Source organism: Hymenobacter jeollabukensis, assembly GCF_005771675.1.
GTDB classification, from domain to species: Bacteria; Bacteroidota; Bacteroidia; order Cytophagales; family Hymenobacteraceae; genus Solirubrum; species Solirubrum jeollabukense.
On sequence record NZ_VAJM01000002.1, the window covers coordinates 171,334 to 191,976 of the forward strand.

General features: G+C 66.2%; 19 protein-coding genes. 4 read left to right on the forward strand and 15 right to left on the reverse strand.

Features of this window, described 5'->3' with window-relative positions; all coding sequences use genetic code 11:
* The first annotated feature begins 94 nt into the window (after nt 1–94).
* Nucleotides 95–1,930, forward strand: coding sequence for a tetratricopeptide repeat protein (locus FDY95_RS04785; RefSeq protein WP_138075592.1), 1,836 nt, complete (start codon nt 95–97; stop codon nt 1,928–1,930).
* 163 nt (nt 1,931–2,093) lie between these two features.
* On the opposite strand, the gene FDY95_RS04790 is transcribed toward FDY95_RS04785, so the two are convergent.
* The 7 genes from FDY95_RS04790 to prfA all read right to left on the reverse strand — a co-directional run bounded on the left by FDY95_RS04790 (nt 2,094) and on the right by prfA (nt 11,468).
* Nucleotides 2,094–2,504, reverse strand: coding sequence for a diacylglycerol kinase family protein (locus FDY95_RS04790; RefSeq protein ID WP_138075593.1), 411 nt, complete (start codon nt 2,502–2,504; stop codon nt 2,094–2,096).
* The gene (locus FDY95_RS04795) at nt 2,497–3,093 is read right to left on the reverse strand and encodes a GNAT family N-acetyltransferase (protein WP_138075594.1); all 597 of its coding nucleotides are present in this window, start codon (nt 3,091–3,093) and stop codon (nt 2,497–2,499) included. The genes FDY95_RS04790 and FDY95_RS04795 overlap by 8 nt, the downstream gene beginning before the upstream one ends.
* Before the next feature lie 146 nt (nt 3,094–3,239).
* A complete protein-coding gene (locus tag FDY95_RS04800) occupies nt 3,240–4,631 on the reverse strand; it encodes an outer membrane beta-barrel protein (protein ID WP_138075595.1) in 1,392 nt (463 codons plus the stop codon).
* Between the two features lie 89 nt (nt 4,632–4,720).
* Nucleotides 4,721–6,754, reverse strand: coding sequence for a KUP/HAK/KT family potassium transporter (locus tag FDY95_RS04805; RefSeq protein ID WP_138075596.1), 2,034 nt, complete (start codon nt 6,752–6,754; stop codon nt 4,721–4,723).
* A gap of 113 nt (nt 6,755–6,867) precedes the next feature.
* Nucleotides 6,868–8,634 carry a sensor histidine kinase gene (locus FDY95_RS04810; RefSeq protein WP_138075597.1) on the reverse strand — a complete coding sequence of 589 codons (1,767 nt, stop codon included), beginning with the start codon at nt 8,632–8,634 and terminating at the stop codon, nt 6,868–6,870.
* Nucleotides 8,635–8,822: 188 nt separating this feature from the next.
* Nucleotides 8,823–10,196: a sigma-54-dependent transcriptional regulator gene (locus FDY95_RS04815; protein WP_246073931.1), complete on the reverse strand. Its 1,374-nt coding sequence runs from the start codon at nt 10,194–10,196 to the stop codon at nt 8,823–8,825.
* 198 nt (nt 10,197–10,394) lie between these two features.
* Nucleotides 10,395–11,468, reverse strand: coding sequence for a peptide chain release factor 1 (gene prfA, locus FDY95_RS04820; protein WP_138075598.1), 1,074 nt, complete (start codon nt 11,466–11,468; stop codon nt 10,395–10,397).
* A gap of 94 nt (nt 11,469–11,562) precedes the next feature.
* Between prfA and FDY95_RS04825 the strand changes: the two genes are divergently transcribed.
* From FDY95_RS04825 to FDY95_RS04835, 3 genes are all read left to right on the forward strand, one after another.
* On the forward strand, nt 11,563–12,210 hold the full coding sequence (locus tag FDY95_RS04825; RefSeq protein ID WP_171025535.1) for a c-type heme family protein: 648 nt from the start codon (nt 11,563–11,565) through the stop codon (nt 12,208–12,210).
* Between the two features lie 32 nt (nt 12,211–12,242).
* Entirely contained in the window at nt 12,243–13,511 is a 1,269-nt protein-coding gene (locus tag FDY95_RS04830) for a toxin-antitoxin system YwqK family antitoxin (RefSeq protein ID WP_138075600.1), read from the forward strand.
* Nucleotides 13,512–13,625: 114 nt separating this feature from the next.
* Nucleotides 13,626–14,909 (forward strand): protoporphyrinogen/coproporphyrinogen oxidase, encoded by a 1,284-nt coding sequence (locus tag FDY95_RS04835; RefSeq protein WP_138075601.1) that lies wholly within the window; start codon nt 13,626–13,628, stop codon nt 14,907–14,909.
* A gap of 6 nt (nt 14,910–14,915) precedes the next feature.
* On the opposite strand, the gene FDY95_RS04840 is transcribed toward FDY95_RS04835, so the two are convergent.
* The 8 genes from FDY95_RS04840 to FDY95_RS04875 form a co-directional block, all read right to left on the reverse strand.
* Nucleotides 14,916–15,374: a hypothetical protein gene (locus tag FDY95_RS04840; protein ID WP_138075602.1), complete on the reverse strand. Its 459-nt coding sequence runs from the start codon at nt 15,372–15,374 to the stop codon at nt 14,916–14,918.
* A 180-nt stretch (nt 15,375–15,554) separates the two neighbouring features.
* Nucleotides 15,555–16,841, reverse strand: coding sequence for an erythromycin esterase family protein (locus tag FDY95_RS04845; RefSeq protein ID WP_138075603.1), 1,287 nt, complete (start codon nt 16,839–16,841; stop codon nt 15,555–15,557).
* A 124-nt stretch (nt 16,842–16,965) separates the two neighbouring features.
* Nucleotides 16,966–17,307, reverse strand: coding sequence for a hypothetical protein (locus tag FDY95_RS04850; RefSeq protein ID WP_138075604.1), 342 nt, complete (start codon nt 17,305–17,307; stop codon nt 16,966–16,968).
* Between the two features lie 140 nt (nt 17,308–17,447).
* Complete coding sequence (locus FDY95_RS04855) at nt 17,448–17,636, reverse strand: FeoB-associated Cys-rich membrane protein (RefSeq protein WP_138075605.1); 189 nt, start codon at nt 17,634–17,636, stop codon at nt 17,448–17,450.
* Nucleotides 17,637–17,709: 73 nt separating this feature from the next.
* Nucleotides 17,710–18,420 (reverse strand): pirin family protein, encoded by a 711-nt coding sequence (locus tag FDY95_RS04860; protein ID WP_138075606.1) that lies wholly within the window; start codon nt 18,418–18,420, stop codon nt 17,710–17,712.
* A gap of 255 nt (nt 18,421–18,675) precedes the next feature.
* Nucleotides 18,676–19,269 carry a nitroreductase family protein gene (locus FDY95_RS04865; RefSeq protein ID WP_138075607.1) on the reverse strand — a complete coding sequence of 198 codons (594 nt, stop codon included), beginning with the start codon at nt 19,267–19,269 and terminating at the stop codon, nt 18,676–18,678.
* Nucleotides 19,270–19,336: 67 nt separating this feature from the next.
* Nucleotides 19,337–19,966, reverse strand: a complete 630-nt coding sequence (locus FDY95_RS04870; protein WP_138075608.1) for a thioredoxin family protein — start codon at nt 19,964–19,966, stop codon at nt 19,337–19,339.
* Nucleotides 19,967–20,059: 93 nt separating this feature from the next.
* Nucleotides 20,060–20,539: a DinB family protein gene (locus FDY95_RS04875; protein ID WP_138075609.1), complete on the reverse strand. Its 480-nt coding sequence runs from the start codon at nt 20,537–20,539 to the stop codon at nt 20,060–20,062.
* Nucleotides 20,540–20,643: the final 104 nt, after the last annotated feature.

Genomic DNA, 20,643 nt, shown 5'->3' on the forward strand with positions numbered 1-20,643 from the left:
CGGCCGCGCCGCGTGAATGAAACGCGGCCGGTCGGTGTTCTGCCCCCGCCGGCGCTGCCGAAGCCGCCGGTGTCTACTCTCGTTTCTGACTGCCATGAGCCTTTTGTCGTCCGCCCTGAAGAAAAGCCGAATCAGCCTGCTGGGGCTACTCTTGGCCGCCGGCCCGGCCCTGGCCCAGGACGGCGGGGGCTTGGTAAACGTGGCGCGCGAATACGGCCGCAAAGGCGAGTGGCTGAAGGCCGAGGCGGTTTACGACAATCTGCCTACCGACGTGCAGCTGGCGCCCAACGTGCTGCCCGACTATCTGCGCGCCCTGCTGGAGCTGAAGAAGTACAAGGACGCCGAGAAGCTGGCCCGCAAGGCCGTGAAGCGCAACCCCAACGAGCCCGCGCTGGGCGTGGCCCTGGGGGCAGTGTACACCGCCGCCGGCGACACCACCGCGGCCCGCAAGCAGTACGAGAAGGTGGTGGCCGGCCTCACGCCCGAACAGGTGCAGCCCGTGGCCCAGGAGTTTCAGCAGCGGCAGCTGCCGCGCTGGGCCGAGCGCAGCTACCTGCGCGGCCGGGCGCTGGCTAAGAACGAAGCGGAGTATAGCGCCCAGCTGGTGCAGCTCTACACCGCCAATGGGCAGAAGGAGGGTGTGCTGAAGGAAACGCTGCGCATGGCCGAGCAGAATCCTGACCCGGAGCAGCTGTCGTTCGTGCGCAACATGCTGCAGAACGCGCTGAAAACCGATGCCGACTTCGACACCCTGGAAAAGCTGCTCATCACCCGCACCCAGCAGCAGCCCGAGCAGGCCACCTGGAGCGAGCTGCTGCTGTGGCTGTACCTGCAGCGCCGCGACTTTGCCGGCGCCATGGTGCAGGCCCGCGCCCTCGACCGGCGCCAGCGCAGCGAAGGCAGCCGGGTGATGGACCTGGCCGCCATTGCCCAGTACAACAAGGATTACGAAACCGCCATCGAAGGCTACCAGTACGTGGCCCAGCAGTACCGCGGCGGGCAATACTACCAGACTGCCCGCCAGCAGTTCATTGCCGCCCGGGAGGAGCAGGTGCGCAACACCTTCCCGGTGGACCAGGCCAAGTTGCGCGCCCTGATCGGCGACTACCAGCAGTTGCTGACCGAGTCGGGCCGCACCGCTCAGACGGCCGGGGTGCTGCGTAACCTAGCCCTGCTCTACGCCTTCCAGCTCGACGAGAAGGACAAGGGCATGCAGCTGCTGCAGGAGGTTATCGACCTGCCGCGGGCTGATGCCCAGCTCGTCGATGAGGCCAAGATTGCCCTGGGCGACATTTACCTGTTGCGCGCCGAGCCCTGGGAAGCTACGCTGCTCTACTCGCAGGTGGAAAAGTCGCGCAAGGACTCGCCGCTGGGCTACGAGGCCAAGCTGCGCAACGCCCGCCTGAGCTACTACGCCGGGGACTTCAAGCTGGCCCAGTCGCACCTCGACATTCTGAAGCAGGCCACCAGCCGCGAAATTGCCAACGACGCCATGCAGCTCAGCCTGCTCATCGGCGACAACACGGCCATGGACACCGCCGGCGTGGCCCTGAAAGACTACGCCGCCACCGAGCTGCTGGTGTTTCAGAACAAAGTGCCGCAGGCCATCAAAAGCCTCGACCAGCTGCTGACCAAGTACCCCGGTCACGCCCTTACCGACGAAGCCTGGTTCCTGAAAGGCCAGCTGCAGCGCCGCTCCGGCGACTACGCCGGCGCCGTGGAAACCCTGGCGCGCATCACTTCGAACCCCAAGTACGACATCCTCTCCGACGACGCGCTGTTCCTGACGGCCGAAATCGAGGAGCAGAACCGCCAGGACAAAGCCAAAGCCCAAGAGCTGTACACCCAGCTGCTGACCAAATATTCGGGTAGCATCTACGCCGCCGAGGCCCGCAAGCGGGTGCGTAAGCTGCGCGGGGAGGCCATGTAGGGCAATGTAGCGCGGGATTCAGCCCGCGTCTTTCCGGGCGAAACCAGTAGGTGGTCCGTGGCCGCCGCGGGCTTCAGCCCACGTTGCACGGTACTGGCTGAACGACGAAGCCGCTCCATCAAGGGCGGCTTCGTCGTTTGATTCAAAAGGTGGCAACTGGTAGTTACGGGTGACCATTTAGGGCTACTGCCTTGTCCCACAGCGGCGGGCCGAAGACCAGCAGGCCCACTACCCCGGCGGCCAGGGCCATGAGCAGCACCGCGCCGGCGGCCACGTCCTTGGCGCGCCCGGCCAGGGGGTGAAAGTCGGGGGAGACGAGGTCGATGATGGTTTCGATGGCCGTATTCATCAGCTCGGCCGCCCAGACGGCCCCCACGGCCAGGGCCAGCAGGGCCCAGTCGTGACGGGAGACGTGCAGCCAAGCGCCCAGGGCTACCACCACGGCCGTGGCTAGGGCGTGAAAGCGCAGGTGCGGCTCCGAGAGCAGGGCCTCGCGGATGCCCTGAATGGCGTAGCCAAAGGACGCTACTTCGTGGCGCCAGCGGGCACGGTGGCGTTGCGGAGCCTTAGCCACGGGCGTCGAACTGGCTGAAGACCGAGCGGCGCAGCTGCTCCCACTCGGGCCGCAGAATGCTGAAGTACACCGTGTCGCGGCGCTGGCCGCCCTGGGTGAGGCAGTGGCTGCGCAGCGTACCCTCCTGTACCGCCCCCATGCGCCGCATAGCCTCCTGCGACTGGTGGTTGCGGGCGTCGGTTTTCAGCTCCACCCGCTCGCAGCCCAGCTCCCCGAAGGCGTATTGCAGCAGCAAGTGCTTGGCCGCCCGGTTCAGGCCGGTGCGCTGAAATTCTCGGCCCAGCCAAGTCCAGCCGATTTCCAGGCGCCGGTCGGGCAGGGCGAAGCTGCCGTAGCTGGTGCTGCCCGCCAGCCGGCCGGTGTCCAGGTCGATAATGGCGAAGGGGTAGCGGCGGCCCTCGGCGCGGTCTTTCAGGGCTTGGCTGAGGTAGGCCGCCAGGCCCACCGCGTCCTGCGGGGCGGGGGCGAGGGTGTAGCGCCAGATGTCGGCGTCGAAGGCAATCTGTTTCAGCGCCTCGAAGTCGGAGGCTTCGAGCGGCCGCAGGCGGGCGCGGCTGTTTTCGAGCGTAATCGGGCGGGTGCAGTCCATCGGGGCGGTTGTCAGTGGCGGGTTGGCGGTGGTCGGACCAACAACCCGGGCGCGGGCTGCAAAGAAACTAAGAAAACCACCGCCTTGGCACTGAACACCAACCAGTAACCCGGTTTGGTTTAGGCTGCTCGGTCCCGGCGTCGCGCTCAAAGCCGGAAGTTCACCGACACGATGGCGCGGTTCTCGGTCTGGCGCAGGTCGGGCTGCCACGCGGCGGGCAGGGGCTGGTCGGCGTAGCCCGAGGGCGAGGTGGTGCCGCCGGGGCCGGCGAAGTAGGGCACGTTGGCGTGGCGGTGCAGGTACTCCAGCCGGAAGGTGACGAAATCCGAAGGCATCACGTCGAAGGTGACGGTGGCCTCTTTGGCCGTGAGGCGGTTGGAGAGGTCGGTGAAACCCACGGCCGAGGGCGAGAAGCTCAGGTAGCGCGAAGGGTTCTTGACGAAGCCCACGCGGGTGGTCAGGGCCAGCTTGTTTTTGGCGAACCAGAGGCGGTTGGCCAGCGAAGAGCCCAGCATGTAGGCCTCGCGCCGCGGCAATCCGCCCCCGCCATTTTCGAAGCCGTAGTGGTTGTTGAGGCTGAAGGCGGCCTGGGTGATGCCGCGCAGCTGATTTTTCGGCTTGTGGTAGTAGCGGTACACCACCGAGTTGTCGTGGTGAAACCGCCCGCGGCCGGGGTAGGCGGCCGGGCCCTGGGCGGCGGAGTCGGCGGCGGGGCGGGCGTCCTTGCCGTAGTAAAAATTGGCTACCAGCTGCAGGTTTTCGGAAGGGCGGAAGTAGTTGGACGAGCCCACGCCGGGCTGGCGGTTAAACGAGTTGTAGGTCTGCCAGCCGTTCATCAGCCACAGCTCGGTGCGGAAGTTGCGCGTGGGAAACCACTGCGCCCGGGCACCCTGGAAGTAGAACGGCGTGAAGTCGCAGACCAGGCTGCGCTGGTAGCTCCAGTTTTCCTGCATCACGTAGCTTTCCAGGCCGATGTAGGACATGAAAATGCCCAGCTCCAGGTTCAGCCCGTAGTTCTGGCGGAAATGGTAGCCGGCGGCGGCTTCGCGGATAAACTTGAGGTTGCCGGTGCCCGTGTTGCGCCCGCGCTGCACCGAGCCGTCGGTTTCCTGCACCAGGTGCAGCATGGAGCCCGTCTGCAGCCACAGCCGCCCGATGATGTTGCGGTAGTTCGACTCGATGCCGATGCTGGCCAGGGCCAGGGAAAACTCCCCGCTGCGCCCCGTCACGGCCGAAATGGTCTGGGTGTGGTCGAGCGGCCGGGCGAAGTTGTAGTTGAAGTAACCGTCGAGCAGGGCCACGCCGGTCAGCACGGTTTCGCCGCTGGCGTCCTTGAGCTGCAAGGGAAACTCGCGCTGCCGGTTCTGCCCATTCACCCAGGTCAGGTCCATGTTGGCGAAGGGCACTTTGGCCGGGGCCGCGGTATCGGCCGGGGCGGGGCGGTTTTCGGCGGTCTGGGCCTGGGCGGGCACCATCAGCAGGGGCGAAGCCAGCAGACCGAGTAGCAGCGCGTGGCGAGAGTTAAAAAAGGGACGCATCAGGACATGAGGGCGCCGACTAGGCCAGATGAGCACCGGCCGGCGCGTGGAAAGGATGGGGAAACAGAGTGGGGAAGCTGGCGCGGCGGCTAGATGGGCTGCGTCAGCTGCTCGGCGGCCACGGCCCCGGCCGGCACCGGGTCCGACAGCTCGTCGGGCGCGAGCCGCTGCAGATCGAGCGGGCGCAGGGGCTGAATGGTGAGCGGCACGTGCTCCACGGCCACGTCGCTGGTATCGAGGCCGTAGGCTTTCTGGTCGCTGATAGCCAGCTGGTTGAAGAGGAAGTAGCCGCGTAGAATGAGCTGCTCGCGGAACGAGAGCTGGTTGTCGTAGCTGAGCACCTTGTCGAGCACCACGAAGCGGAAGTCGCCGGGCAGGCGGTGGCGCTGCAGCGAGGCGTAGCGCGAGGTGATGTCGATTTCGTGGCGGGCGGCCATGTCGTCGAGCACCCGGCGGAAGAGCAGGTTGATGCGCGGCTGCACCCGGAAGCCCAGGCGGAAGTTGATTTTGTAGGCCACGTCGGGCACCAGCGTCTCCACGGTGTACTGCATACCGAAGGGCTCATTCAGCAACGCGATGTTGAGAAACCAGTACCGGTCGGCGCGCTTGGGCTTTTTGCGCAGGATGGAGTAGAGGATGCGCGACTCGATCTGCCGGGCGTTTTTGCTGCGCGTGAGGTACACCAGGTTGGAGGCGTACTTGCTCACCGTCGCGTCCTGGCTCAGCTCCTGCAGCAGGGCCAGGTGGTCGGCCCAGGCGGTCATGTCGAGGTAGCGGTTCTTGATCTGCCGGCCCTTGTAGCCCACCCACATGCCCAGAATCAGCAGCCACTCGAAGACCAGGATGCCGAGGCGGTTGAAGAGCTTGGTGATGTTGGCCACCAGAAACGACAGCTCCACCGTCAGAAACACCGCCATCAGGCCCAGCACCGCCACCAAGGCCCAGTGCCGCACCCCGCGCAGGTACTGCGAGAGCAGCAGGCTGGTCATGAGCATGGCCACCGTGATGCTGAAACCGTAGGCGCCCTCCATGTTCGAGGACTTCTGAAACCACAGCTGCACGGCCACGCAGCCCAGCCACAAGAGCCAGTTGATGCTCGGCACGTAAATCTGCCCGCGCTGGTCGGTGGGGAAGAGGATGCGCACCTTGGGCCAGAAGTTCAGGCTCACCGCCTCCGAAATCAGGGTGTAGGAGCCTGTAATCAGCGCCTGTGAGGCAATGATGGTGGCGGCCGTGGCCAGCAGAATCAGCGGCAGAATGGCCCACTGCGGCGCAATCAGGAAGAAGGGGTTCTGCCCCTCGGCCAGCGGCTGGCCCAGGTGGCCCAGCGCCCAGGCGCCCTGGCCCAGGTAGTTGAGCACCAGCGCCGCCTTCACGTACACCCAGGCCGCCCGGATGTTGCGGCGCCCGCAGTGGCCCAGGTCGGAGTACAGCGCCTCGGCCCCGGTGGTGCACAAAAACACCGCCCCCAGCAGCCAGAAGCCCTGCGGGTACTCCGTCAGCAGCGCCAGCGCGTAGTGCGGACTCAGCGCCCGCAGAATGCCCGTGTGCTGCGCCACCTGCCACGCGCCCAGCGCCCCGATGACGCTGAACCACAGCAGCATAATCGGCCCGAACGAGCGGCCGACCACCTGCGTGCCGAACTGCTGAAACGTGAACAGCAGCGTCAGAATGACCAGCACGATGCCCACGATGGTCGACTCCCGCAGGGCGGGGTAGATGATCTGCAGCCCTTCGATGGCCGAAGACACCGAAATCGGCGGGGTGATGATGCCGTCGGCCAGCAGGGTGCCGGCCCCGATGATGGCCGGCCACAGCAGCCACTTGCCGCGCTGCCGTACCAGCGAATACAGCGAGAAGATACCGCCCTCGCCGTGGTTGTCGGCCTGCAGCGTGAGCCAGATGTACTTGATGGTGGTTTGCAGGGTGAGCGTCCAGAAGACGGCCGAGATGCCGCCGTAGATCAGCAGCTCGCTCACCGGCCTGGGCCCGAGGATGGATTTGAACACGTACAGCGGCGAGGTGCCGATGTCGCCGAAGATGATGCCGAGCGTGACGAGCAGGCCGGCCACCGTCACGCGCTGGCGGTGAATGTTGGGTTCGGAAAGGGCAATAGCAGCCATGTCAGACGGGAAAACGTCGAAAAAAAGAAGCCAGGAAAGGGGAAGGGGCCGCTGAGCTGCTGAGCAGTCAGGGCCGGCCGGGAAGGGCGGGGCCGGGTGGCCGCCGGGGGCAATCAGGCCGGCGGGGCAGCCACGGGCAGGGTGAAGTAGAAAGTGCTGCCGGCGCCGGGCGTGCTTTCCACGCCCAGCTCGCCGCCCTGCGTCTCGATGAAGGCCCGCGAAATGCTCAGGCCCAGGCCGGTGCCGCCGCGGGCGGGCTGCCCGTCGGGCGCGGGCAGCTGCACGTAGCGCTCGAAGATGCGCTGCTGCTCGGGCGGCGCAATGCCGGGGCCGTCGTCCTGCACCAGTACCCGCACGCGCTGCCCGTCGGCGGCCACTTCGGCGCGCACCCGGATGGCCCCGCCGGCGGGCGAGTAGCGGATGGCGTTGCTGAGCAGGTTCAGCAGCACCCAGGCGGTTTTTTCCAGGTCGGCGCGCACCGGGGGCAGGGCGGGCGGCAGCTGCACGTCGAGCTGCAGGCCTTTGGGGGCGAGCTGCAGGCGCACGGGTTCGGCGGCAGCGGCCACCAGCTCGGCCACCGGCACCGGCTGCAGCTGCAGGGGCACGGCCGCCCCGGCCTCCAGCCGCGACACGTCGAGCAGGGTGGTGGCCAGCTTGCGCAGCCGGTCGTTTTCGCCCCGCAGCGTCGCCACGATGCGCTGCTGCTCCTCATTCAGTGGGCCCACCCGCTTGTTCTGCAGCAGCTTGAGCTGGAAGTTGATGCTCGACAGCGGCGTTTTCAGCTCGTGGGTAGCGGTGGCCAGGAAGTCGGTCTTGAGCTGGTCCTGGCGCTTGAAATCCGACACGTTGTGCAAAGCCAGGATGGAGCCCACAAACTCCATGCGGTCGGTGGCGGCGTTGTAGAGCACGGCCTCGTGGGCGCTGAGGCGGTAGTAGGCCTCGGGCTGGTTGGACAGCGTGACGGGCAGCACCGCATCGGCAGGGCGCTGGGCCGGGGGCAGCTGGATGTAGCGCAGCAGCTCGGCCAGCAGCGGGCTGCGCCCGGCCAGCTCGGCGGCCGGCTGACCGAGCAGCTGCTTTTCGGGCAAACCCAGCAGGGTGCAGGCCACCGGGTTGGCCACGATGACGCGGCGGTCGGCGTCGAGCAGCAGCAGGGCTTCGTCCAGGGTCTGCACGATGCTCAGTACGCGGTTGCGCTCGGTCAGCAGCTCGGCCAGGTTGGCCGAGCGTAGCTCGTTGAGGTGGGTCAGCAGGGCGTTGAAGGCCGCCGCCACCCGGCCAAACTCGTCGCGGCTTTCCACCGGGATGCTGGCCGCGAAGTCGCCGCCGGCGGCGTGGCTGATGCTGGCTGAGAGCTTGCGCAGGCCGCTCACCGCAGCTTCGGGCACGCTCAGCACCAGGCCCAGGGCCACCAGCGTGCCCACGCTCAGCCAGGCCAGCAGCAGGTACCGGGCCTGGGTAGCGGCGGCGTTGGTCTGGGCGTTTTTGCGGGTCAGGGCCCGCATGTTCAGCCCCACCATGCCATGCGTGAGCCGGCGCAGCTCGGCCACGGCCGCCGGTTGGGCCGCGGGGGGCGCGGCTTCGTAGCGGGCCAGGGCCTGCACCAGCCGGTCCACCAGCTGCTGTTCGCCGGGCTCGGTTACGTTGCCGGCTTCGCGCGTGAGGGCCCAGCGCAGCTGGGGCAGGCTGCCGGAGGCGGGCAGCTCGTCCAGAGCCTGCAGCATCTGTTGGCCCAGCGCCACGGAGTAAAAGTTGGCCTGCAGGATGGAGCGGGCGCGCAGCTCCTGGCGCTGCACGCTCTGGTAGGCATAAGCGCCCAGTCCGATGAGCAGCGCCAGCATGGCCAGCAGTCCGACGGTGATTTTGGCTTTGATACTCATAATGCAGGCCCGGCCGAAGCAACCGCTGCGGCGCGCCGCCCGGCCAGTTGCCAATGCTAATCCAAGGCCCGCGCTTACCGATGAGTAGGTTCGTTACCAGCTGATAGTCAACGTGAATAATTTATCAAACGCGGGACGGCTGGCTGCAGGCAGCGGCGCAACCCGGTCAAAATGGCCCGGCCCCGAGGTCATACTGACCCGCCGCCGGGCAGGCCGTACTCCTGCAGCTTGCGGTACAGCGTCTTCACCCCGATGCCCAGCTGCCGGGCCGCTTCGGTTTTGTTGCCCTGAGTCTGCTGCAGCAACCGCAGAATCTGGCGCTTTTCCACGGTGCGCAGGCTCTGGTCATTGGCGTCGTCGGTAGGAGCGGGGCTCTGCAGCTCGAAGGGCAGGTCGTCGGTGGTGAGCACCGCGTCGTCGGTGAGGATGGCGGCGCGCTCCAGCACGTTCTTCAGCTCGCGCACGTTGCCGGGCCAATCGTAGCGCTGCAGCCGGCGCAGACACTCCGCGTCGAAGCCCTGCAGGCGCTTGCGCAGCTTGGCGGCAAACAGCTGCAGGAAGTGTTCGGCCAGGGGCTGCACGTCCTCCGGCCGCTCTTTGAGCGGGGGCACGGGGATGGTAAAGACGGCCAGGCGATAATAGAGGTCGGGGCGAAACTGCCCGTTGGCGGCTTCCTGCTTGAGGTTGCGGTTGGTGGCCGCCACCAGGCGCACGTCGACTTTGGTGGGCTTGGTGTCGCCGAGCTTGGTGAAGGTCTGCGTCTCCAGCACCCGCAGAAACTTGGCCTGCACCGACAGCTCCAACTCCCCGATTTCGTCCAGGAACAAGGTGCCGCCCGAGGCTTCTTCCAGCAGGCCCTTCTTGTCGCCCAGCGCCCCGGTGAAGGCCCCCTTGCGGTAGCCGAACAGCTCCGATTCCAGCAAGTCCTTGGGGAAGGCCGAGCAGTTTACCGCCACGAAGGGCTTGCCCTTGCGCGGTGAGGCCTGGTGAATGGCCTGGGCAAACAGCTCCTTGCCCGCGCCCGTCGGCCCCTCCAGCAGCACGGTCGATTCCGTCGCGGCTACGCGCTGGGCCAGGGCCTTGGCCCGCTCCAGCGCCGGCGAGTGGCCGATCATCGACGCGAAGGAGTGCTGCGCCCCGACCTGCCGCTCCAGCTCGGCCACGCGGCGCTGCAGGCGGGCTTTGTCGGCGGCGCGGGCTACCACGGCCACCAGCTGCTCGTCGGCGTCGCCCTTGGTGAGGTAGTCGAAGGCGCCGTCCTTCATGGCCTGCACCCCGTCGGGGATGCGGCCGTAGGCCGTGAGCAGCACCACTTCGGCCAGCGGGGCGCGCTGCTTCAGGCGCGGCAGCAGCTGCACGCCGTTGGCGTCGGGCAGTTTCACGTCGCAGAGCACCACCAGCACCTCGGCGGCGTGCTGGCCGAGCAGCTCCAGGCCTTCGGCGGCGCTGCCAGCGGGCAGCACGCGGTAGCCTTCCAGCTCCAGAAAGCGGCCCATGCCCTGGCGCAGGGCGGCTTCGTCGTCGATGAGCAGCAGCGTGCCGTCGGGCATAGTGGGAGGCATGGTGGGTTGAGAAAGGAGGGCGCTTATGCATCGGCAACGCCCCAAAAAAGAACGTCATGCTGAGCTTGCCGAAGCATTTCTACCGGACGACCAAGCGGCGCGGTAGAGATGCTTCGGCAAGCTCAGCATGACGGTTACTATTTGCCGTGACTCCTCGGCTTCGCCCGGAATGACGTGCTGGATTCTGTTAACCGCAGCTTACGCCGTGGTGCCTTCCTTCAGGCGCTCGGCGTTTTCGGCGATGCGCAGCTGCTCGATGAAGTCCTCGATGCCGCCGTCCATCACCGCGCTCAGGTTGTACACCGTGTAGCCGATTCGGTGGTCGGTCACGCGGCCCTGCGGGTAGTTGTAGGTGCGGATTTTGTCCGACCGGTCGCCGCCGCCAATCATGCTCTTGCGGGCTGCCCCTTCGGCCTCGTTCTTCTTGGCCAGCTCGATTTCGAAAATGCGCGAACGAAGCACCTGCAGGGCCTTGTCGAAGTTCTTGAGCTGGGACTTCTGGTCCTGGCACTGGGCCACGATGCCAGTCGGAATGTGCGTCAGGCGCACGGCCGAGTAAGTCGTGTTAACGGACTGCCCACCGGGTCCCGACGACATGAACAGGTCCTTGCGGATGTCGTTCATATCCAGCTCGATGTCGAATTCCTCGGCCTCGGGCATCACCACCACCGAGGCCACGGAGGTGTGAATGCGGCCCTGGGTTTCGGTGGCCGGCACGCGCTGCACGCGGTGCACGCCCGATTCGAACTTCATCTTGCCGTACACGTCTTCGCCGCGCATGGCCAGGATGATTTCCTTGTAGCCGCCGGCGGTGCCTTCCATGGCGTCGACCAGCTCCATCTTCCAGCCCTGCTTTTCGGCGAAGCGCATGTACATGCGCTGCAGGTCGCCGGCAAACAAGGCGGCTTCGTCGCCGCCGGCCCCGGCCCGGATTTCCAGGATGATGTCCTTGGAGTCGTTCGGGTCCTTGGGAATCAGCAGGTCTTTGATGATGCTTTCCAGGCGCTCCTGCTCGGGCAGCAGCGTTTCCAGCTCGTCCTTGGCCATCTGGCGGAAGTCCTCGTCCTTCTCAGTGGCAATGACTTCGCGCGCCCCGTCGATGTTGGAGAGGACGCTCTGGTAAGCCTTGTACTCGACCACAATTTTGTTGAGGTCTTTGTATTCTTTGTTCAGGGCCTTGTAGCGCTTCATGTCGCTCATCACGTCCGGGTCCAGCAGTTGCTGGCCCACGTCGTTGAAGCGCTGGTTGATAGCCTCTAATTTGTCAAGCATCGGTCGTTGGGGTCCGGAATTGGGCGGTACTTTTGCAAAGGTACAAAACCCGCCGGGGCCATGGGAGGTTCCGCGTGCATTGCCCCAAACCTATATGCGCCGAAGCCTATCGTTGCTGGCCCTGCCGCTGCTGCTGGCCGCCTGCCGCCCCGAAGACGTCGAGCACCTCGACAACACCAAGGAGCTGGCCCGCGAAGCCGAAAACTTCCAGCCCAAGCTCATCAAGCCCGCCCAGCTGCTGCACGGGGCGCGCTGGGCCGCCGACTCCCTCATCCATACCGCCGACCGCGGCTGGCGCGCCCAGCTGAACGAGCGGCTGGCCGCCGGGGGCGTGGCCGCCGCGCACCCCTACTGCCAGCCCGAAAAGCTGCCCGCCGTTGTGAAGCTGGCCCGCGAGCTGGAAGCCCAGCCCAAGCGGGAGCTGATTACGCCCGCGCGCTTCATCACCGAGGACGACTCGGTGCAGACCACCCGCTCCGGCCAGGACCAGTTCTTGGTGCAGGAGCCGCTGGTGCTGCTGCCCACCGACGCCACCTGCCTGCGCTGCCACGGCCAGGTGGGCCCCGACGTGCAGCCCGCCGACGCCAGGCTGCTGGCCGCCACCTACCCCGGCAAGGCCCTGACCGGCTACCAAGCCGGCCAGCTCATCGGCCGCTGGACGGTGCCCATGACGCGCAAGGGCGTGGCCGAGTTCTATACCCAGAAGACGCGCAAGGTGATGAAGCGGCGGAGCCTGTGGTAGGTGCTTGCTTTTCTTGTAAATATTTGATTATCATGATGAAGTATTTTTTTGCCAGTATCCTTGTCACTACGTGCGGACTGGCCGTTGCGCAAACGCCCGCAGCGGGGGCGGGTGCAGTACCCGCCTCCGCTGCGGGCGATAAGCCAGACATTAAAAACTGCTACCAAGTTGTCCGCAACGACAGCATTCGGTTATTCTACGATGCCACCTATACCCTTACCCCACCGGCCTGCGCCAGCATCCGCCGGCTCACGCGCCTCACGGCCGACGGTAATTTTACCGGCGAGGTGCGCGACTACTGGATAGATGAAAACGTGCTGGCGCTGCGCGTGCGCTACGTCGATGGCAAGGCCGAGGGGCTGGTGGAGCAGTTTCACCGCAACGGCAAGCCAGCCTTTCGGGGCCCGGTAGCACGGGGCATTCCCACCGGCGACTGGCAGTACTGGTATGATACCGGCCAGCCCTGGCAAGTGCTACGTTTTCCGTCCGAAGGCGGCTTCCGTATCGTCGCGTACTGGGACTCGACGGGCGCGCAGCGCGCTACCGAGGGCAGCGGCTACTGGGAGGGCTACTCCCTACCCAACGCCATGACGTCCGGCGACAAAACCTGGGTGGTGCATAAGTCTGCTTTCCGCTTCCGGGGGCCGATTGCCGACGGGCGGCCCAACGGGCGCTGGGAGAGCATCGAGACGCGCAACGGCAAAGTCTTCACCACGGAGAACTTCGTACAGGGCCGGTTTCGTAGCGGGCAGCTGGCCACCAAACCCCGGTACGGCAGCACCACGCTGTCGAGCCCCGAGGTAGTGCTGGAGGTGGAGGCCCCCAACGTGCCGGCCGAGCGGTTCCGGCTCGGGCCCACGTGTGCCGAGCGGGAGCAGCAGCAACGGCGCCGCGAATTTATTGATCAGGCCGAGCTGCCCCGGCACACGCTGGAACACCAGGCTTACGGCGGGCAGTTGATGAAGAAAATTCTATCGTTCAGTAGCCAGGCCTGGTACGCGCAGCTGCCCGACCGCACGCCCGTGGTGTGCGGTATCGATTCGTTGGGCAAGGTCGCCGTGGTATTATCCGCCAGCGGCCCGTTGCAGTCGGTGGTAAAAGATGCGGTGCTGGCCTTGCCTGATTGGAAGCCGGCCACCATCAAAGGTCATTATGCCCTAGGGGGCTTCATTCTGTGGGTCGACCGTGTCCAGGAGCGGGCCGAACTCAACCCTATGATCAGCAGCGGACCGCGCGACGCGGAGATGCTGCGGAAATACTGCCAAGCCGTGCTGGACCAAAATACCAAAAAGGTCCCCTGACGCCCGGGTAAATACCCGGCCATCCAGGTGCGGCCTAGCCACGCGCCTGGGTCGCATAGGCTTGTCGGGGCCGCCCCCCCAACCTTCGCGGCGGTTTTGCAGTTTGGGCAGGATATGAACGCCGTCGACTCTCCTCCGCAAGCTCCCGTCCTCATCATCGGCGCCGGCATGGCCGGGCTCACCTGCGCCTGCTACCTGCACCGCGCCGGCCGCCCGGTGCTGCTGCTCGAAGCCGCCGACGCCGTGGGCGGCCGCGTGCGCACCGACCTCACGCCCGACGGCTTCCGCCTCGACCACGGCTTCCAGATCCTGCTCACCAAGTACCCCGAGGTGCAGCGCCTCATCGACTACGGCGCCCTGCAGCTGCAGCTGTTCACCTCCGGCGCCGTCATCCGCCTGCCCGATGGGCGGCAAACGACCTTGCGCAACCCGCTGCGGCAGCCGCTCCGGAGCCTGTCGGCCGCTACCGCGCCCATTGGCTCGTGGGCCGACAAGCTGCGGCTGGTGAGCCTGGCCCAGCACGTGAAGCAGCACAGCGCGGAAGAGCTGCTGGCCCGCCCCGCCACCGACACGCTCAGCTTCCTGCGGCGCTACGGCTGGAGCGAGCAGATGATTGAGACGTTCTTTCGGCCCTTCTTCGGCGGCATTTACCTTGACCGGGAGCTGACCACGGCCAGCAACTTCTTCGAGTTCGTGTTCAAGCAGTTCGTGGAGGGCGACGCCGCCCTGCCGGCCCGCGGTATGCAGGAAATTCCGCGGCAGCTGGCCGCCCGCCTGCCCGCCGACGCCGTGCAACTGCACACCCGCGTGGCCGCCATCGACGGCAACACGGTGCGCCTCACCGACGGCCGCGTGCTGCAGGGTAGCGCCGTGGTGCTGGCCACCGACGGACCCGCCGCCCACCAGTTGCTGCCCGCCCTGACGGCCAATGAGCCCACCGCCTCGCGCCGCACCACCTGTACCTACTTCGCCGCCGACGGCCCTTCGCCCGGGCGCGGCGACAAGCTGCTGCGCCTCAGCGCCGCCCCCGGAGCCCTGGCCCATAACGTGGCCTTCCCCAGCGACGTGGCTCCCGAATACGCCCCGGCCGGGCAGGCGCTGATATCGGTGAGTACCCACGGCGCCCACGGCCTCGGCGACGACGCCCTGGCCCAGCGGCTGCGGCAGGAGCTGACGAACTGGTTCGGGGCGGCCGCCAACGAGTGGCGGCGCCTCGGTACCTACCACATCGAGCACGCGCTGCCGGTGTACGAGGCCGGGCCGGCACGCGAAGCGGCCCAGCCGCCGCGGCGGCTGGCCGAAGGCCTGTACCGCTGCGGCGACTGGGCCGCCTATCCGTCGCTGAACGCCGCCATGGCCACGGGCCGGGAAGTGGCCGAAGCTATTCTGGGCGCCTAGCCGGGCTTATTCGTCTTCGTCGGTGGCTTTTTGACTGGCCTTGCGGGCGGCAGCGGTGTTAGGCACGTGCTGCTGCCCGGCGCGGGAGCCTGCTTGCTTCTTCTCGTTGGTAGCCTTACGCTGGTTGGGCGTCAGGTCGGTCCAGGCCTGCTTGGGCAGGTAGCGGGTGGTGCCGCCCTCACGCTCGGCCGGGTGGCCGTCGGCGGTTTGCCAGTCCTGTTTGGTCCAGTCCTGCAGGTGCTGCTGGCCGGCGCTGCGCTTAGCGAAGGTGTAGCCCCCGCCGGACTGCCGGTATTCGTGGGCCAGCAGCTGGGCTTTGCGGGCGCTCCACTGGCCGGGGGCGCCGCCCCGGTCACCGGCCATGATTTCGTCTTTCAGTCGCTCGCGCAGCTCGGGCTGGGTGTAGATGCGGGCGGTCGGGTAGGCCTCGGCTTGGTGGGCGGAGGCGGAATGCTTCTTATCCATGCGGCTTGGCTGAAAATAGTGAGGGAGTAGTTAACGCATTGACGAATAATTGGTTGCTGCGAATAGCAAAGTTGACTTAGCCGGGTATAGCTTAAGCTCGACCATTGCGGAGGCCGGTATTGCGCAGCAAAAAGCCCGACCTGAGCCAGGCCGGGCTGCGAATGGAATGGGTCTGCGAGCCTACACGCCCCAGGGGTACAGGTCCGGCGGCACGTGCTCGTCGGCGGGGGTGGGCAGGGGGTGCAGGGCGCGGGTTTGGTCGAGGTAGAGGAAGGCGTCGTAGCGCTCGGGTACCACGGTGGGCACGTAGTTGCCGTACTTCTCCCGCTCGGGCCGGTACACCACTCCGATGGCGCGGTGGTTCAGGTGGTCCTGCAGGGCGGGCAGCGGGCGCAGCTCCGAGGAAAGCAGCAGCGCGTCTTTGCCGATGTCGGTGTGCAGCAGGGCCTCCCAGGAATTGGGCCGGGCCTCGGGCACCGGCATACGCTCCAGCGGTGCGCCCCAGCTTTTGCCCGCAATGACCGAGCCCTGGTAGGAGCCGAAGCCCACGATGTACACATTGTGGCGCCCGAACTGCTGGCGGGCCAGCTGGCCCACGTTCACCATGCCGTCGGCCACCATGTCGGTGTAGCGCGCGTCGCCCACGTGGGTGTTGTGCTCCCACACGATGGCCTTGCTGTCGGGGCCGTGCAGCTCCAGCAGGCGGGTGAGGGTTTCCATCATGTGATGGTCGCGCACGTTCCACGACGAGCCGCCGCCGCGCAGCATGGCCTTGTAGTAGCGCTCGGCATTCACGGCCACCAGCGCGTTCTGCTCGGCGGCGAAGTCAATTTCCACGGCCAGCCCGTCGGGGTTGACGGCGGGCGTGCGGCGCTGCAGGGTGCGGAGCATGGTCAGCACTTCGTCCTCGCAGTCCTTGCTCACGAAGGCCACGGCCTCGGCGTACTCCTGCGGGTCGGCGCTGTAGGGCTCGAAGCACTGGTAGGCCCGCTGCGCGGCCAGCGCGGCGGCTTCGCCCTTGCGCCCGGCGTACTGCATGATCTGCTCCAAGGATTCCCAGAGCGAGTACACGTCGAGGCCGTAGAAGCCGGCCTTCTGCTGGGGCGGCAGCGGGGAGTTGTGCCGCCAGAGCCAGTCGACCAGCGCGGCCGTTTCCCAGTTGCCCCACATCCAGGTGGGCCAGCGGTTGAAGGTCTGCAGCAGCTGCGCGGGCGCCTGGCCGTCGTGGGGCTGCTTGATGGCTACATTCACCTCGAAGCAGTCGGGCCAGTCGCCCTCCACGGCCACGAAGCTGAAGCCTTTCTCCTCGATCAGGCGCCGGGTAATGGCCGCGCGCCAGGTGTAGTACTCGTGGGTGCCGTGGGAGGCCTCGCCCAGCAACACCACGCGGGCGTCGCCGATTTGGGCCAGCAGCGGGTCAAGGTCGGCCGCGCTGTGCAAAGGGTGGTGTGGTAATGGGGTTGGCATAACTTAGAAAGCAATAGGTGATGAACGCGCAAGCCGCGCCGCCCACGGCGCCTTCCCTGGCGGGAAAGCGCATCCGGTGGCGGCGCGGCTAGGCTAAAAAGTGGGTCGGTGAGCGAGCGGGAGGCTACTTGTGCGCCTTGTCGAGGTTCTTGCCCAGGTCCTCGACCCGGCGCAGAAACTCATCGGTATCGGCGTCGGCGTAGGTGCCGAAGCCGTTGGAAATGGTGCCGCGGGTGCCGTCGTGGGCCTCGATGGCGTAGAGAATGGACATATCGTCGGGGTCCGACTCGCCCTCGAAGCGGTAGAAGTCCACGATGGTCACTTCTTCGGCCGTGTAGGTCTTCTGGCTTTCGTCGTCGATGGTTTGCAGGCGCCCGTCGGTTACTTTAAAATCCTTGACGAAGCCGTCGTCGCACAGTTTTTTCTCGACGTTGACGAGCGACCGTTCTTGCTCTTTGTCTTGCATAACGTGGGGTGCTTTGGGGTAGGGAATTTGAGAGAAGGAAGCCGGGCGGGCCCGAAAACGCGCCGCCCCGCCCGGGCTATACGCAGCCACAGGCGGGGCGGGTTATATGGACGAATTAAAATGTTTAACCGGCCGTGGCGTTAAGCCTGATGCTGAGCTTTTTCGATGGTGCGCTGCAGAGCCTCCACGTCGATGGCGCTGCAGGCCCCGCCGCAGCCCTTGGGGCAGCCGCCTTCCGATTTGGCGAAGAAGCTCTGCCACAGGCGCCGGCCCATGTAAAAAGCCGCGCCGAGGAAGAGCGCGAGGATGATGAGCTGTTGGACGAGCATAACGAGCACAAAACTAGCCGGTAGCCGGAAAAGTTGCCGGATCAGGCCAGCGCGTTTATGAAAGGGCCCTTACCTAATGATTGATCGGGGCCTCGATGATCAGGAACTGGCTTTCCTGGGTGCACTCGACGCGAAACTCGCTGGCGCCCCAGATGCCCAGCGCGTCGCGCCGGGGCACTACCTCGCCCTCGATGCGCACCTCGCCCTCCATCACGAACACGAACACGCACTTGTTGGTCGGGTTCAGGGCGTACGTCACCGAGTTGCCGGCCTCGAAGTAGCCGAGGCTGAGGCGGGCGTTCTGGTTGATCCAGCAGTGGGCTTGGCCTTCCTCGTTCGAGACGATGGTGGTGAGCTGGTTGTGGCGCTTCGCGCGCGGGAAGGCGCGGCGCTGGTAGCGCGGGTTGATGTTCTGCAGCTTGGGCTCAATCCAGATCTGCAGGAAGTTCACCTCGTCGTCGCCCACGTTGTGCTCCTCGTGGCGCAGGCCCGCGCCGGCACTCATGATCTGCACCCAGTCCTGCTCCACCACTTCCTTGTAGCCCAGCGAGTCGATGTGATTCATCTTGCCCGCCAGCATCACCGAAATGATTTCCATGTTCTGGTGCGGGTGAATACCGAAGCCGTTGCCGGGCTGCACGTAGTCGTCGTTGAACACGCGCAGCAGCCCGAAGCCGGCGCGCACCGGGTTGGGGTAGGAGCTGAAGCTGAACGTGAAGTTGCTCTGCAGCCAGCCGATGTCTTTCAGGCCGCGCTCGGCCGCGGGGAAGCGTTGGGTGTGCATGGAAGTGAATGGTGTAGTTGGGCGAAAAAACTCCCCTCCTTGTTGAAGGAGGGGACGCCGCCGCTTTAGCGGTGGCTGGGGTGGTCTGGTCGTTGCTGACGTTGAACAAGGAGTCCGCACCGTTCGGGGGCTTGGAATCCGCTAGAAGTCGTTCGGGCGGCAGAAGTTACTACCTGGCATCAGCAACGGCGGAACCACCCCAGCCAAGCCTGCGGCTTGGCGTCCCCTCCTTCAACAAGGAGGGGTGCGTTGCGGCTACTCAGTCGGTAGCCCGTTCTCGAACACAAACTCGCTGAGCGGCTTGCGGGAGCGGGGCGCCAGCTCGCGCGAGCGGAACGGTTCTTCGAGCTGCTCGGCCTCGCCCACGTAGCCCAGGGCCAGGAAGGTGGCCGGCTCCAGGTCGGCGGGCAGGTGCAGGGCCTGCTGGGTCTTGGCCATGTCGAAGCCGCCCATCACGTGGCCGTGAATGCCCATGCTGGCGGCCTGCAGCAGCAGGTTGGCGGTGGCCAAGCCGGTATCGTGCAGGTAGTGACGGTTGGGGGCGTCGTTGGCGCCCATTGTCTTGCGGGCCAGCACCACCACCAGCACGGCGGCGTGCCGGGCCCAGGGCTGATTGCCGGGCAGCAGGCAGTTCCACAGCTTCTGGAAGGCCTCGGTTTGCTCGCGGTGGGCGTAAATGAAGCGCCAGGGCTGCTCGTTCATGGCGCTGGGCGCCCAGGCCGCGGCCTCGAACAGGGTGCGCAGGTCGTCGTCATTGAGGGGCTGCGAGGTGAAGGCCCGCGGGCTCCAGCGGTGCTTGATCAGGTCGACGACGGGGTAGTGAGTTTGGGCGTGCTTGTGAGCAGACATGCAGGGAAGAAAAGGCGGCGGCAGCCAGAGCGGCCCGCCGGAAAGATTCAGAGAAAGAGTCGGCGGCTTACGCGAGCTGCCGGAGCAGGGCTACCAGCTCCTGCTGGGTGTGCAGGGTTTTGTCCTTGGCGTACCAGGTGTGCACCTGGGTTTTGATGTCCTCGTAGGCGGCCTGCTGGGCGCGCAGCCCCAAAAACAGCTCCTGGGCCGGGGCCGGACGCGGGCCCCATTGGGCCACCTCCGCCAGCGTGTCGGCGCGCAGCACCACGAGTTTGGGAATGGCGCGGCCGCCGTTGGTCAGGTAGCGGTCCATCAAATCCAGGTTTTCATCGCGCAGCAGGTAGCGGGTGCTCAGGTGGCCGCCGCTGGCCCGGGCAATGGCGTCGATGACGGGCACCAGCTGGGCCGCGTCGCCGCACCAGCCTTCGGTAATCACCAGCCACACGTACTGGCCCTGCAGGCGGGCCAGCTCGGCCGTCACCTCGGGCAGCAGCTGCACCGTCTTGTCGAGGCGCGACATGCGCTGCTCGTTCAGCTTGGCGTAGTGTAGCAGCGCTTCCGACTGGTTGGGGCCGGTGGTCAGGCCCTGGGCCAGCAGCTCGTCGAGGAGCTGGCGGTAGGCGGCGTAGGAGTAGGCCGCGGCCAGGCGTTCGGGCGTGAGCACGGCGGTGGCGGCAGAAGCGGGCGTAGAGGACATAGGCAAAACGACGGGCCGGTGAAAGTCAGCAAAAAACCCTTCCGGGGGCGGAAGGGTTTTCGGCGGGCGGTGAGCTGCAGGAAAGCGCGGCGCTCAGGCCTGCCCGGCCAGCTCGCGGCAATAGGTGATAAAGTCGGTGTTGATGGGCTCCAGGCCGCTTTCGCGCAGGGTGGTGGCCACTTGGGCGCGGTGGTAGTTGGCGTGCACGCACACGTGGGTCAGAATGTCCGACACCTGGCTGTCGTAGCTGTTGCCCTGCGAGTTGGCGTAGCTGATCATGCGCGTCATTTCCGCGTCGTCAGCGTCCTGCATGTACTGGTGCAGCGAGGGCGAGGTCTGCTGGTGCAGCTTGTGCAGGCCGGCCAGGTCGTGCTCCTGCCACACTTTCACCGGGCTCTGGGTGCCGGTGAGGCGGGCCAGCCAGATGGCCTGGGCGTTGAGCAGGTGCGAAAACAGGCGCAGCGCCCGGGCCGGCAGCTCGGCGCCGGTGGCCACAATGCCGTCGAGGTGGGTGAGCAGCTTGGCGTTGGCCCACACGTTGTAGGCACCGAGCTTTTCGATGGTGTTAATCATGAGATGGTGAAATAGTGAAGTGGTGAGCTGGTGAGTTTGATGTTCGAGAGGGCGCAGCTGCGCATTTCGCGCAATCAAAACGGCACTCGCTATTTCACCATCTC